This is a genomic window from Streptomyces exfoliatus, assembly GCF_000725545.1.
GTDB classification, from domain to species: domain Bacteria; phylum Actinomycetota; class Actinomycetes; order Streptomycetales; family Streptomycetaceae; genus Streptomyces; species Streptomyces exfoliatus.
Genome location: NZ_JNZP01000001.1, coordinates 612,524 through 625,732 on the forward strand (window position 1 = coordinate 612,524; position 13,209 = coordinate 625,732).

The window sequence follows — 13,209 nt, forward strand, 5'->3', positions numbered from 1 at the left end:
CGTCTGCCCCGCCCGGTCTCACCCCGTCCGTACGAACCCCGACTCGTACGCCAGGATCACGGCCTGCGTGCGGTCCCGGGCGCCGGACTTCGCCAGGACCGCCGCCACGTGCGTCTTGACCGTGGCCGCGCCGACGCCCATCCGCGCCGCGATCTCCGCGTTCGTCAGGCCCGTCGCCACCAGGCGCAGCACCTCCGCCTCCCGCTCCGTGAGGCGCGCCACCCACGGCGGCGCCACCGGCGGCCTGCGGCGGGCGTGCTCGGCCGCCAGGCCGCGTACCGCCGCCGGGTAGAGCAGCGAGTCGCTCCTGGCGACCAGCCGCACCGCGCTCACCAGCTCCTCCGCGGCCGCCCGCTTCAGCAGGAACCCGGCCGCGCCGACGCGCAGCGCGTCGTACACGTAGGAGTCGTTCTCGAAGGTCGTCACGACCACGATCCGGGGAGGCTCCGCCATTCCGGCGATGATCTGCTCGGTGGCCCTGATCCCGTCGATCTCCGGCATCCGCACGTCCATCAGGACGACGTCCGGCCGCTCGGCCCGCACCACCGACACCGCCTCGGCGCCCGTGGACGCCTCGCCCACCACCTCCAGGTCGGGTTCCGCGTCCAGGATGACCCGCAGGGCCGTCCGCACCATCCGCTCGTCGTCCGCGATCACCACGCGTACGGCCGCGCTCATCGCGGGACCCTGACCGCGAGGCGCCAGGCGCCGGCCGCCGGGCCCGCCTGCGCGGTGCCGCCGAACAGCCGGGCCCGCTCGGCGACGCCGATCAGGCCGCGTCCTCCGCCGGGGCGGGCGACCGGGGGCCGCGCGGGCAGCGGGTTCTCCATGGTGATCTCCAACTCCTCGGTACGGGCGTCGAGCCGTACGGTCACGGGCTCCCCGCCCGCGTGCCGGGCCGCGTTCGTCAGCCCTTCCTGGACGATCCGGTACGCCTCCCGGGACAGCGCCTCCGGTACGGCGGCGAGGTCACCGGCCACGGTCAGCGCCACCTTCGGCCCGGCGCCCCGCACCAGGGCCTCCAGGGCGTCGAGCCCCGGCCCCACACCTTCCCCGGCCTCCTCGCCCCCGCGCAGCAGGCCGAGGACCCCGTCCAGCTCGCCGACCGTGCGCCGGGTGGTCTCCTCGATCGCGGTGAGCGCCTCCTTGACGAACTCCAGGTCGGCCCCGGCGCCGCCGTCCAGGACCCGGCGGGCCGCTCCCGCCTGGAGGGTGACCGCGCTCAGCGCGTGACCGACCGAGTCGTGCAGTTCCCGGGCGAGCCGGTTGCGGGACTCCGCCTCCGCCGCGCGCCGCTCGGCCGCCGCGAGCCGCTCCCCGGGACCCGGTCCGAGCAGTCGGGGCGCCTGCCGGGCGAGCAGGGCCCCGGTCGCGGCGGCCACGGCGGCGAGCGCGAGCAGCATCAGGAGCCCCGCCGGCAGCGCCGCCCAGTCCCACCAGGGCCGGTCGAGGCCCCAGAACCGGCCGAGCTCCGACGCGCGGAGCGCCGGCGAGAACGGCAGCGCCATCACCGACACCGCGAACGGCGGCAGCGCCAGGGTCGCCCCGCTGACCAGCGCCCCGGCGCCCAGGTGCAGGGAGAACCAGCCGGCCGTCCGGGCCCTCGCCTCCCAGCCCCGGGCCGGGCCGTCCGCGAACCGGTCCGCCGGCACCCCGCACAGCGCCCGGGCCGCCGCCACCGACATCGGCCGGGCCAGGGGGAACAGCGCGGCGACCGCGACGAGCGGCAGCCCCACCGCGTACGCCCCGAACTGCGCCCCGATGCCCCCGACGAACAGGCCGCCCTCGTCGAGCAACGGCCCGATGGCGACGGAGCCGACCATCCAGAACGGCATGAACAGCGCGCCACCCACGATGAGATGGAGCCAGCGCCGTCTGGCCCGCTGCCCGAAGAGCGCTCGGGATGCCCGGTGGATCACGCCTCGGCGCTCCGGCGCCGCAGGAAGAAGGCCACGCACGCGGCGAGCAGGAACCCGGTGATCATGTCGCCAGCGTAGGACAGCTGTACGAGCCCGGGGACGCGCTTGCCGGGATCCGTCTCCGGCAGCAGCGCGACGAGCGACATGTAGGCGCCCCAGCAGCCCACCGCCGCCGAGGCCGTCCAGGCCAGGGCGAGCGTGGTGCGGACCCGGAGCCGGGCGGGCCGGCGCAGCACCAGGAGGAGCGTGGCGACGGCGGCGACGGCGAGGAAGCAGAGCCACTGCGCCTCCAGGACGTGGAAGTCGGCGTCGCGTTCGGCGATCCGCCGGGCGGACAGGCCCGTCGTCGAGCCGGTCGCCCACAACAGGTGGGGCGTGGCGGACGCGAGCGCCGTCACCGAGCCGGCCAGGGCGACGGCCCGCACCCCGGGCCCGGACGTGCGGGCCGACAGCGCGCCGAGCCGGCCGCTCCAGAGCCGGCCCCAGCGGTCCCGGGCGTACAGGACGAAGAGGGTGCCGAGGGCGAGGCCCTGGAGGATGAAGCCGCCGTAGACGACGCCGAAGACCCAGGGGTCGAGGAAGGGTTCGGCGGGTGCGGCCGCCTTCCCGTCGCCGGTGACGGCGGCGACCACGAGCTGTGTCGGGTAGCCGGTCATGATCGGGACGAGCAGCCCGGTCGCCGCCCACATGGGAAGGGCGAGCAGCCAGGCGGGGAACCGCCGGCCCCAGGCCTGGGTGAGGAGCAGGGCGAGGACGACGACGAGGGCGTCGGCGACCACCGTCACCGCGTTGGCGACCACCATCATCCGCGGGTGGTCCAGGAGCACGCTGCCGGCCGGGATGCCGATCTCGCTGCCCGCCACCCAGGCGACCTTGAGCGAGACGTACGGGACGCAGGCGAGGATCGCGAGCCCGCGCAGCGCGCGGCGGGTACGGGGGACGTGGTGGGGACGGGGGAGGGGAGCGGTCCGTGTCATGGCTCCACGCTCCCGGGCGGACCCCCGGTGCCACGTCCTGCCGGGTGGTGAACCGCCTCCGCCGCGCGGGGGAGGCGGCCTCCTCCCGGGGCCTCCGGGGAGCGGGAATTGACCCATGTTTCTGATGATCGATTGAACCCAAGCCGGAGGTCAATGGCGCTCTAGAGTAATGATCATGAACGAGATCACGACCTTCGCCCCGCTCCTCACCCGCGCCGCCGTCGCCGAGACCACCGCCGACCCGAGCAGCGTGATGACGCTCCTCGCCGACTCGGACGGCACCGGCGGACAGCTCACCAGCTACCGCTCCTCCTTCGCGAAGGGCGCGGTCGGGGCCCCGGCCCACTTCCACACCAAGGCCTCGGAGATGTTCTTCGTCCTCGGCGGGTCCCTCCAGGTCCTGGTCGGCGAGGAGCTGACCGTCCTGGAGCAGGGCGACTTCCTCCTCGTCCCGCCGCGCACCCCGCACGCCTTCGCCGCGGCGCCCGGCGCCGAGGCGGACGTGCTCTTCGCCTTCACGCCGGGCATGGCCCGCTTCGACTACCTGCGCCTGCTCGGCCGGGTCATGCGCGGCGAGGCGAGCTTCGAGGAGATCAAGGCCTCCTCGGAGAAGTACGACAACCACTACGTCGACAGCCCGGTGTGGCAGGCCGCCCTCGCCGAGCGCGCGTGACCGTGTGATCAGAGGCGGCGCGTCGCGAGCGTCAGCCGGTCCCGCGCGTCGAACAGCGCGTCCTTGACCATCTGCTCGTGGGCCGGGGTGAGCCGCGCCACCGGCACCGAGCAGCTGATCGCGTCCCGCGCCGGGGTCCGGTACGGGATGGCGACGCCGAAGCAGCGCAGCCCGAGCGTGTTCTCCTCGCGGTCCACCGAGAAGCCCTGCTCGCGGATGGCGCGCAGTTCCTCGATGAGCCGCTCGCGGTCGGTGATCGTGTGCTCGGTGAGCGCCGGGAGGGTCTCCGGGAGCAGTTTGCGCACCTGCTCGTCGGTGTGGGTGGCGAGCAGCGCCTTGCCGAGCGAGGTCGAGTGGGCGGGCAGCCGGCGTCCGACCCGGGTGAACGGCCGCAGGTAGTGCTGGGACTGACGGGTCGCCAGGTACACCACGTTGGTGCCGTCGAGCCGCGCCAGGTGGATGGTCTCGGTCGTGTCGTCGGAGAGCCGGTCCAGGGTGGGTTGGGAGGCGGCCACCACCTCGTCGCCGTCGATGTACGAGGTGCCGACGAGCAGCGCCCGCACCCCGATGCCGTACCGGGTGCCGGTCGCGTCCGTCTCCACCCAGCCCAGCTCGACCAGGGTGCGCAGCAGCATGTACAGGCTGGACTTGGGGTAGCCGACGGCCTCCTGGACGGCGGCGAGCGAGTGCATCCCCGGGCGCCCCGCGAAGTACTCGAGCAGCTCCACGGTCCGCACGGCGGACTTCACCTGTGCTCCGCCCGCGTCGACAGTCGCCATGTCCCTCGCCCCTTTTCGGTCGTCCGGCCGTCCGGTGGCCACCTGGCCGGCCGGGGCCCCTTGTGGAGACGGCCGGGCCGTCCCTAGAGTCCCGTACAGATGCGTTCATCTACGGGAACGTTGTTCAGAATAGCGAACAGGGGCGTAGCGGTGGCGGCAGAACCAGTGTGGAGTGTGGACCCCCGGACGGGGAAGCCGCGCGAGCAGGTCGCGGTGGAGGCCACGGCAGAGGACGTCGACCGGTCCGTACGGGCCGCCCACGCGGTCCGCGAGACCCTCGCCGACCGCAGCGTACGGGCTGCCTTCCTCCGTACCGCCGCCGACCTCCTCGACGGGGCGCGCGAGCAGATCGTGGAGACGGCGGACGCCGAGACCGCTCTCGGGCCCGTCCGCCTCACCGGCGAACTCGCCCGCACCACGGCCCAGTTGCGGGCCTTCGCGGACGTCGTCGAAGAGGGCTCCTTCCTCGACATCCGGATCGACCTGCCCGACCCCGGAGCCATCCCGCCCCGGCCCGACATGCGCCGATGGAAGATCCCGCTCGGCGTCGTCGCCGTCTACGCCGCCAGCAACTTCCCGCTCGCCTTCTCCGTCCCCGGCGGCGACACGGCGAGCGCCCTCGCGGCCGGCTGCCCCGTGGTGATCAAGGCCCACCCCGACCACCCGGCCACCTCCGAACTCTGCGCCTCCCTGCTGCGCAGGGCCGCCGCCGAGGCAGGCCTCCCCGAGGACGTCGTCGTCCTCGTCCACGGCTTCGACGCGGGCGTGGAACTCGTCCGCCACCCGCTCGTCGCGGCGGCCGGCTTCACCGGCTCGGTGCGCGGCGGACGGGCCCTCTTCGACGCGGCGGCCGCCCGACCCGTCCCCATCCCCTTCCACGGCGAACTCGGCTCCCTCAACCCCGTCGTGCTCACCAGCGCGGCGATCGAGGAGCGGGCCGAGGAGATCGGCGCCGGCCTGGCCGGCTCCATGACCCTGGGCGCGGGCCAGTTCTGCACCAAGCCCGGCTTCGTCCTGGCCCCCTCGGGAGAGGCCGGCGACCGCTTCCTCGACGCCCTCGCCCTCGGGGTCTCCGAGACCGGACCGGCCGTGCTGCTCGACCGGCGGATGCGGGACGCCTTCGTCGCGGGAGTCACCGAGCGCACCGCGCTCGACGGCGTACGGGCCCCGGTCGCCCCCGGCGCGGGCGACGCGCACACGGTCAGCGCCGGCGTCCTCGCCGTCGACGCCGCCCTGCTCGCCGAGGGCGACCGGCACCACCTCCTCCTGGAGGAGTGCTTCGGCCCGGTCACCGTCGTCGCCCGCTACGACTCCCGGGACGAGATCACCCAGGTCCTCTCCCGGCTGCCCGGCAACCTCACCGCCACCCTGCACGTCGCCACGGAGGGCGAAGAGGACGCCGACGCGGCCCCGCTCCTGGCCGAACTCACCCCGCTGGCGGGCCGCGTCCTCGTCAACGGCTGGCCCACCGGCGTGGCCGTCGCCCCGGCCCAGCACCACGGCGGCCCCTACCCGGCCACCACCTCCACCTCCACCTCGGTCGGCGCGACCGCGATCGAGCGCTGGCTGCGCCCGTTCACGTACCAGTCGACCCCCGACCACCTCCTGCCCCCGGAGCTCCGCGACGGCAACCCGCTGGGCCTGCCCCGCCGCTGACCCCGCCCCGCCTCAGGATCCGACGCGCACCACGATCTTCCCCAGGTGCGTGTTGGACTCCATCAGCCGATGGGCGTCGGCGATCCGCTCCAGACCGTCGAAGGTCCGGGCGATCACCGGCGCCAGGGAGCCGTCGCGCAGCCCCGAACCGATGAAGCCGGCGGCGCGGCGGCGCCCCTCCGCGGTCCCGGCGAGCACGCCGTTGGCGTACGTGTGGACGGTCTGCGGCCAGTTCATCGAGAGGGTGACCGGCCGTGGGTCCAGCCAGCCGTACAGCACGGCCGTGCCGCCGGGGCGCAGCGCGTCGCCGAGCCGGGCGAAGCCGGGCCCGCCGATCCCGTCGAACACCAGGTCCGCGCCCGCCCCGCCGGTGATCCGCCGCACCTCCTCGACCAGGTCGCCGGCGTCCTCCGACTCCGTGACGACCACGTGCGCGGCCCCCAGCTCCAGGAGCCGCTTCCGCTTGCCCTCGCCGCGCGTGGTGGCGATCGGCACGGCCCCGACCCGCAGCGCCGTCTGGATCGCGGCCGTCCCCACCCCGCTCGACGCCCCCGTGATCACCACGTGGTCGCCGGGGCCGAGACCGCCGGTCAGCACCATGCCGCCGTACGCGGTGAAGTACGTCAGCCAGACCGCCGCCGCCGTCACCGGGTCCACCCCCTCCGGGCGGGCCACCACGTACTCCTCCGGCAGCACCACCCGCTCCGCGTACACGCCGTGCACCCCGAAGTCGAAGTTCGCCGCCGCCATCACCGGATCGCCCGGCGCGAACGCCGTCACCCCCGCTCCGACCGCCTCCACCACCCCGGCCGCCTCGTACCCGAGCCGCGAGCCCGGCAGCGTCGGCGGGTAGTAGTAGGTGCCCGCGCGGAACAGCGCCTCGGCACGGTTGAGCCCGATCGCCTCGACCCGTACGAGCACCTCACCGGGCCCCGGCGCGGGCAGTGGCACCTCGGCCACCGTCAGCACCTCGGGACCACCGAGCTCGTGGAAGAGCACCGCCCTGGTGGTCGTGTCCGTCGTCGTCGGGTCCGCTGTCGTCATGTCCGCTGTCGTCATGACAGCGACGTTAGGAGCGCCCGGCGAGACGATCCATGTCTCCCTCCCTCGGGACCATGTCCGATCGTCTCGCGGTCCCTCGCGGGGAGTACGGTGCCGGGATGGACGTACTGAGCGATGCCATCGCCGCCATGCGCACCGGCCGCCCCCACTCCTCCCGGACGGTCCGCTTCTCCCCCTGGGGCTTCCGCTTCCCGCCGAGCAGGGGCGCCGGATTCCACGTCGTCCTCCAGGGCACCGCCTGGCTGCTGCCCCCGGACGGCGCGACACCCGTCCGGCTCGGCCCCGGCGACGTCGTCTTCCTCGCCCACGGCACCGGCCACGGCCTCGCCGACCACCCCGACACCCCCCTCGTCGACGCCTCGCCCGCGCCCGACGGCTCCTGGCCCACCTCGCCCGACCGGGGGCCCGTCGGCGCCGACGAGACCCTGCTGCTGTGCGGCGCCTACCAGCTCAGCCGTGCCCGCGCCCACCCGCTCCTCACCGAGCTTCCCTCGTACGTCCACCTGCCCGCCCGGGTCGGCGCCCATCCCCGGCTGCGCGCCGCCGTCGACCTGCTCGGCGCCGAACTCGCCGAACCCCAGCCGGGATCCGACGCGGTCGTGCCCGCCCTGCTCGACACCCTGCTGCTCTACCTGCTGCGCACCTGGTGGCTCGCCGAGTGCGCCGACCGGACCACCGGCTGGTCGGCCGCCCTCGGCGACCCGGCGGTCGCGGGCGCCCTCCGGGCCCTCCACGACGACCCCGCGCGGTCGTGGACGGTCCAGGAACTGGGCACCCTGTCCGGTCTCTCCCGCGCCGCCTTCGCCCGCCGCTTCACCGCCCTGGTCGGCCGCTCCCCGCTCGCGTACCTCACCTGGTGGCGCATGACCACGGCGGGCCGCCTCCTGCGCACCGACGACCTCCCCCTCCGCGCGGTCGCCCAGCGCTCCGGCTACTCCTCCGAGTTCGCCTTCGCCAAGGCCTTCAAGCGGGAGTACGGGGTGGCGCCGGGGCAGTACCGCAAGGGCGCCTGAGGGAGCCCGCCCGGCCCCGGGAGGCCCGGAAACGGGCCGGGGGGCCGCCCCGTGCTCCGGCTCACATCGCGGGCCGAAACGGAATGAACCCGGCTGGTGGCGGCGTTATGGCCGTCGCACACCCCACCGGCAACCCTCGGAGAGAAGTCACATGCGCGTCGAGATCTGGAGCGACATCGCCTGCCCCTGGTGCTACATCGGCAAGGCCCGCTTCGAGAAGGGGCTCGCGGCCTTCGCCCACCGCGACGACGTCGAGGTCGTGCACCGCTCCTTCGAGCTCGACCCGAACCGCGCCAAGGGTGACAGGGAACCCGTCCTGAAGATGCTCGCCGAGAAGTACGGCCGCACGCTCGCCGAGGCGCGCGCCATGGAGGCGCACGTCGCGTCGAACGCGCACTCCGAGGGCCTCGGCTACCGCACCGAGGGCCGCGACCACGGCAACACCTTCGACATCCACCGGCTGCTCCACCTCGCCAAGGACCGCGGGCGCCAGAACGAGCTCCTGGACCTGGCCTACCGTGCCAACTTCGCCGAGGAGCGCTCCGTCTTCGACAGCGAGACCCTGGTGACGCTCGGCGTCGAGGCCGGTCTCGACGAGACCGAGGTGAGGGCCGTCCTCGCCGACGCGTCCGCCTACGCCGACGCCGTCCGCGAGGACGAGCGCGAGGCGGCCGAACTGGGCGCGAACGGCGTGCCGTTCTTCGTCCTCGACCGCCGCTACGGCATCTCCGGCGGCCAGCCCGCCGAGGTCTTCACCCAGGCCCTCGAGCAGGCCTGGCAGGGGCGCGTCCTCCAGCCGGTCGGCGGCGACGCGGAGGTCTGCGGCCCCGACGGCAGCTGCGAGGTCCCGCAGGCCTGACCCGCCCGCACCGTGCCCGGACCCGCACCGACCTGCGGAGATAAGCGCGGCTTGGGGATTCCCCACGATCCGACCCGATTGACGGGTGATCGTGGGGAACCCAGGGTGGGGGCATGGACTCCCTTGATTCCCTTGACCAGCCGCTCGGGGGCGCCGAGTTCGCGCCCAAGCGGACCTATCTGAACACCTCCGCCTGCGGGCTGCTGCCCCGCCGGACCATCGAGGCCGTCACGCTCCTCGCGGAGGAGACCGCCGACGGCCGCCCCGACGGCGCCGGAAGCTTCGAGATCGTCGACGAGGCCCGCGCCGCCTTCGCCCGCATCGCCGGCGTCCCGCACGAGCGCGTCGCCGTCGGCAGCTCCGTCGCCGTGCACTGCGGCATGATCGCCCAGTCGATGCCCTCCGGGGCCGAGATCCTCTTCCCCGAGGGCGAGTTCTCCTCCGTCATCACCCCGTTCACGATCCGCGGCGACCTCAAGACCCGGTTCGTGCCCCTGGAGCGGCTCGCCGAGTCCGTCCGTCCCGGGACCGCGCTCGTCGCCTTCTCCGCCGTGCAGTCGGCGGACGGCCGGACGGCCGACTTCGCGGCGATCCGCGCCGCGGCGACCGCGCACGGCGCCCGTACCCTCCTCGACGCCACGCAGTCGGCCGGGTGGCTGCCGCTGCGCGCGGGGGAGTGGGACTACACGGTCGCCGGCGGTTACAAGTACCTGCTCTGCCCGCGCGGGGCGTCCTTCCTCACCGTCACGGAGGAGGCACAGGACTCGCTCCTCGCGATCCACGCCAACTGGGTCACGGGCGAGGAGATGTGGGTGAACAGCTACGGCCCGGTCCGCGAACTGGCCCGGACCGCACGCCGGTTCGACGAGCCCGCGGCGTTCCTCTCGTACCACGGGGCGGCCCGCTCGCTCGCGCTCCTCGAAGAGATCGGCATCGGGCGGATCGAGGCCCACGACAAGGGGCTCGCGGCCCGCTTCCGCTCCGGGCTGGTCTCCCTCGGCCACGAGCCGGTCATGGACGACTCGACGGTCGTCGCGGTCCCCGGCCTCGGGGGCCGGGCGGACGCGCTGCGCGAGGCCGGCGTCCTGCTCTCCGCCCGCGCGGGCAACCTGCGCGCCTCCTTCCACCTGTACAACACGGCGGCGGACGTGGACCGGGCCCTGGACGTCCTGGCCGGCTGAGGCCGGGTCGTCGGGGGCCGGGGCGCCGGGGCCGTCAGCGGCTCCCCGGCGGGCCGGGGCGCGCCTCGGGGTCCCTCAGCAGTTCGCCCGCGGCGCGGCACCGCCCGGCGCCAGCGGGCACTCGCCCGCCTCGCCGGCCTCCACGCGCAGGTTCTCCGCCACGAGCCCGAGGAGCCGGGCCAGTTCCGCCCGGTCGTCCGGGCCGAGGCCCTGGAGGGAGAGCTGCTCCAGGTCCGACCAGACGCCCTCGACGCCGGTGCGCAGCGAGCGGCCCTCGTCCGTCGCCTCGACCAGGACCGCGCGCCGGTCGGCCGGGTCCGGGCCGCGGCGGACGTGGCCGCACTGCTCCAGGCGCTGGAGCATCTTGGTCACCGTCGAGGCGTCGAGGCCCAGGGACTGGATCAGCTCGGACTGGCGGACGGGGCCGCAGTCCCAGAGCCGCATCATCATCATCTCCTGGCCCGGGTAGAGGCCGAGCTCCTTCAGACGCCGTCCGGCGGCGATCCGGTGCATCCGGGCCACCCGGGCCAGCGCGATGCTGACGGGTCCGCCACGGGCCGCGGACGGCGGCGTCGTCTCCGTACAGACGGGGTCGGTTCCTGACATCGGTGCTCCTCCGGAAGGCTCTCCCCACAGATTACCTTGGCCGACCAATGAATGGGTTACAGTGGCATCCGGGCCAGATACTTGGCCGACCACATAAATCGTGAAGGGGACAGCCATGACCACCGCCTTCGACCCGATCGACCTCGCAGGGACCCGGCTCGCCAACCGCATCGCCATGGCGCCCATGACCCGCAGCCGCGCCGAGGCCGAGAGCCGCACCCCCACCGCGCTCGTCGCCGAGTACTACGCCCAGCGCGCCTCCGCGGGGCTGATCATCACCGAGGGCGTCCAGCCGGTCCCCCAGGGCCAGGGCTACCCCTTCACCCCCGGCCTGCACAGCCGCGAGCAGATCGCCGCCTGGCGCGAGGTCACCGACGCCGTGCACGAACGCGGCGGAAAGATCTTCGCCCAGCTGATGCACGCCGGCCGGATCAGCCACCCCGTCGTCCTCCCCGACGGTCTCCACCCCGTCGCGCCCTCCGCCGTCGCCCCGGCGGGCCAGCTCTTCGCCGGCACCGGACCCATCGACTTCGTCGCCCCGCGCGAGCTCACCGCCGACGAGGTGACGGAGGCGATCGCCGGCTTCGCCGCCGCCGCCCGCAACGCCGTCGAGGCCGGCTTCGACGGGGTCGAGATCCACGGCGCCAACGGCTACCTCGTGCAGCAGTTCCTCGCTTCCGGCTCCAACCACCGCACCGACCGCTGGGGCGGCTCCGTCGAGAACCGCATCCGCTTCGCCGTCGAGGTCGTCAAGGCCGTCGCCGACGAGATCGGCCCCGAGCGCACCGGCCTGCGCATCTCCCCGGCCAACACCTACAACGACATCGCCGAGACCGACACCGAGGAGATCTACCCCGCCCTCGTGGCCGCGATCGAGCCGGTCGGCATCGCGTACCTGCACGTCACGGAGGCCGCGCCCGAGATCCGCGAGCTGACCCTCGCCCTGCGCAAGGCGTTCTCCGGCGCCTTCATCCTCAACCCGGCCACCGAAGGGCCGACCGGCGCCGACGCCCTGACCCTGATCGAGGACGGCACCGCCGACCTCGTCGCGTACGGGGCGCTGTTCCTCGCCAACCCCGATCTGCCCGCCCGGCTGAAGGCCGACGGCCCGTACAACACCCCGGACCCCGCCACCTTCTTCGGCGGCGACCACCGCGGATACACCGACTACCCCGCGCTGTAGCGGCCCACGGCAAGGGGCGGGGGTCCGGCACCGGACCCCCGCCCCCTTCCCGTACCCGGGACTACTTCCACGCCTCCGTGACCGCCCGGCGCGCGCCCTCCAGGTCCACCGCGCGGCCCGATTCGCCGAGCGCCGCGCCCAGGGCCGCCAGCGAGGACTGCACGGCCCCCGGCGTCGCGTCCACCCCGTAGTGGTTCACCCGGATCATCTCCGTCGCCAGCGCCCCGCCGCCCGCGATCAGCGGCAGCGACGGATCGGCGGCCAGCGCCTTCGCCACGAGCTCCGAGGCGTCCACCCCGGCCGGGGTGCGCAGCGTCGTCGCGACCGGCGCCGCGTCCCCCGCCTCGTACACGTACGGTTCGAGGCCGCCGCCCAGGGCCAGCGCGCCCGCCCGCGTCGCCGCCGCCGCCGAGGCGTGCCGCGCCATCAGGGCGTCGAGACCCTCCGCCTCGATCCGCTCCACACAGGCTTCGAGGGCCAGCATCTCCAGCTGCGCCGGAGCGTGCAGGAGCGCCTTGCGGCCGCCGTCGATCCAGCGCTCCTTCCAGTCGAGCAGGGAGAGGTACGAGCGGCGCGGGGCGGCCGGGTTGGCGGCGAACCGCTCCCAGGCACGCGCGCTGACCGACACCGCCGACACGCCCGCGGGTCCGCCCATCGCCTTCTGCGCGCCGATGATGCACATGTCCACGCCCCAGGCGTCCGGCAGCACCGGCTCGGCGCCGATCGACGCCACCGCGTCCAGGTAGAACAGCGCGCCGTGCGCCCGTACGACCTCACCGATCTCCGCGACCGGGTTGGTGTTCCCCGTCGCCGCCTCCGCGTGCACCAGGGACACGAAGTCGATCTCCGGGTGCGCGGCGAGCGCCTCCTCCACCTGAGCGGCCGTCACCGCCGTGTGGAAGGGCACCTCCAGGTCGACGACGGTCGCGCCGCAGTCGCGCAGCCAGTTGCCGAAGGTCTGCCCGTACGGACCGGTGACGACGTTCAGCGCGGTCGAACCGGCCCGCGCCCCGCTGCGGATGCACCCCTCCAGGGGGAGCAGCGCCTCGCCCTGGGTGATCACCACGTCCTGCTCCGTGGAGAGCAGCGCGGCCACTCGCCGCTCGATCGACGCGAAGTGCGCGGCGGTCAGCGGGGCGAGGTCCAGGAGCGGATGTGTCACGGTCACGGCGGTGCCTTCTTCGACTCGGTGCGGTGCGGGCGGAACTCGGATCAGGGTACCGACGCACACCCCGGGCGCCCCTTGGCCCACCCGTACAAAGCCCCGTGGCCCACCCGTACAAAAGCCCCTGGGCCCACCC

At 74.5% G+C, this 13,209-nt stretch carries 13 protein-coding genes; 6 read left to right on the forward strand and 7 right to left on the reverse strand.

The window, feature by feature from the left end; all coding sequences use genetic code 11:
• Positions 1-18: 18 nt before the first annotated feature.
• Genes IO20_RS0102795 through IO20_RS0102805 form a run of 3 tightly spaced genes read right to left on the reverse strand, consistent with a single transcriptional unit; the run spans position 19 to position 2,896 of the window.
• Positions 19-678 (reverse strand): response regulator transcription factor, encoded by a 660-nt coding sequence (locus tag IO20_RS0102795; RefSeq protein ID WP_030547013.1) that lies wholly within the window; start codon positions 676-678, stop codon positions 19-21.
• Positions 675-1,919, reverse strand: coding sequence for a sensor histidine kinase (locus IO20_RS0102800; protein WP_030547011.1), 1,245 nt, complete (start codon positions 1,917-1,919; stop codon positions 675-677). Before IO20_RS0102800 ends, IO20_RS0102795 begins: the two co-directional genes overlap by 4 nt.
• Positions 1,916-2,896 (reverse strand): hypothetical protein, encoded by a 981-nt coding sequence (locus IO20_RS0102805; protein WP_030547009.1) that lies wholly within the window; start codon positions 2,894-2,896, stop codon positions 1,916-1,918. The genes IO20_RS0102800 and IO20_RS0102805 overlap by 4 nt, the downstream gene beginning before the upstream one ends.
• A 169-nt stretch (positions 2,897-3,065) precedes the next feature.
• On the opposite strand from IO20_RS0102805, the gene IO20_RS0102810 reads away from it, so the two are divergent.
• On the forward strand, positions 3,066-3,569 hold the full coding sequence (locus IO20_RS0102810) for a cupin domain-containing protein (protein ID WP_030547007.1): 504 nt from the start codon (positions 3,066-3,068) through the stop codon (positions 3,567-3,569).
• Positions 3,570-3,577: 8 nt separating this feature from the next.
• Here IO20_RS0102810 and IO20_RS0102815 read toward each other — a convergent pair whose 3' ends face one another.
• Positions 3,578-4,348, reverse strand: coding sequence for an IclR family transcriptional regulator (locus IO20_RS0102815; RefSeq protein WP_030547005.1), 771 nt, complete (start codon positions 4,346-4,348; stop codon positions 3,578-3,580).
• 150 nt (positions 4,349-4,498) lie between these two features.
• Here IO20_RS0102815 and IO20_RS0102820 point away from each other — a divergent pair, with 150 nt between their 5' ends.
• Positions 4,499-6,004, forward strand: a complete 1,506-nt coding sequence (locus tag IO20_RS0102820; RefSeq protein ID WP_245684846.1) for an aldehyde dehydrogenase (NADP(+)) — start codon at positions 4,499-4,501, stop codon at positions 6,002-6,004.
• A 12-nt stretch (positions 6,005-6,016) separates the two neighbouring features.
• On the opposite strand, the gene IO20_RS0102825 is transcribed toward IO20_RS0102820, so the two are convergent.
• A complete protein-coding gene (locus tag IO20_RS0102825; protein WP_245684847.1) occupies positions 6,017-7,063 on the reverse strand; it encodes a zinc-dependent alcohol dehydrogenase family protein in 1,047 nt (348 codons plus the stop codon).
• A gap of 101 nt (positions 7,064-7,164) precedes the next feature.
• Between IO20_RS0102825 and IO20_RS0102830 the strand changes: the two genes are divergently transcribed.
• The 3 genes from IO20_RS0102830 to IO20_RS0102840 all read left to right on the forward strand — a co-directional run bounded on the left by IO20_RS0102830 (position 7,165) and on the right by IO20_RS0102840 (position 10,119).
• Positions 7,165-8,079 (forward strand): AraC family transcriptional regulator, encoded by a 915-nt coding sequence (locus IO20_RS0102830; RefSeq protein ID WP_030546998.1) that lies wholly within the window; start codon positions 7,165-7,167, stop codon positions 8,077-8,079.
• Positions 8,080-8,230: 151 nt separating this feature from the next.
• Positions 8,231-8,938: a DsbA family oxidoreductase gene (locus IO20_RS0102835; RefSeq protein ID WP_030546997.1), complete on the forward strand. Its 708-nt coding sequence runs from the start codon at positions 8,231-8,233 to the stop codon at positions 8,936-8,938.
• Between the two features lie 113 nt (positions 8,939-9,051).
• Complete coding sequence (locus tag IO20_RS0102840; protein WP_030546995.1) at positions 9,052-10,119, forward strand: aminotransferase class V-fold PLP-dependent enzyme; 1,068 nt, start codon at positions 9,052-9,054, stop codon at positions 10,117-10,119.
• 75 nt (positions 10,120-10,194) lie between these two features.
• Here the strand turns inward: IO20_RS0102840 and IO20_RS0102845 are convergent, their stop codons facing one another.
• Complete coding sequence (locus IO20_RS0102845) at positions 10,195-10,725, reverse strand: MarR family winged helix-turn-helix transcriptional regulator (protein ID WP_031126711.1); 531 nt, start codon at positions 10,723-10,725, stop codon at positions 10,195-10,197.
• A 115-nt stretch (positions 10,726-10,840) separates the two neighbouring features.
• On the opposite strand from IO20_RS0102845, the gene IO20_RS0102850 reads away from it, so the two are divergent.
• Positions 10,841-11,908 carry an alkene reductase gene (locus IO20_RS0102850; RefSeq protein WP_030546991.1) on the forward strand — a complete coding sequence of 356 codons (1,068 nt, stop codon included), beginning with the start codon at positions 10,841-10,843 and terminating at the stop codon, positions 11,906-11,908.
• 61 nt (positions 11,909-11,969) lie between these two features.
• Here the strand turns inward: IO20_RS0102850 and IO20_RS0102855 are convergent, their stop codons facing one another.
• Positions 11,970-13,070 (reverse strand): pyridoxal-phosphate-dependent aminotransferase family protein, encoded by a 1,101-nt coding sequence (locus IO20_RS0102855; protein ID WP_030546989.1) that lies wholly within the window; start codon positions 13,068-13,070, stop codon positions 11,970-11,972.
• Positions 13,071-13,209: the final 139 nt, after the last annotated feature.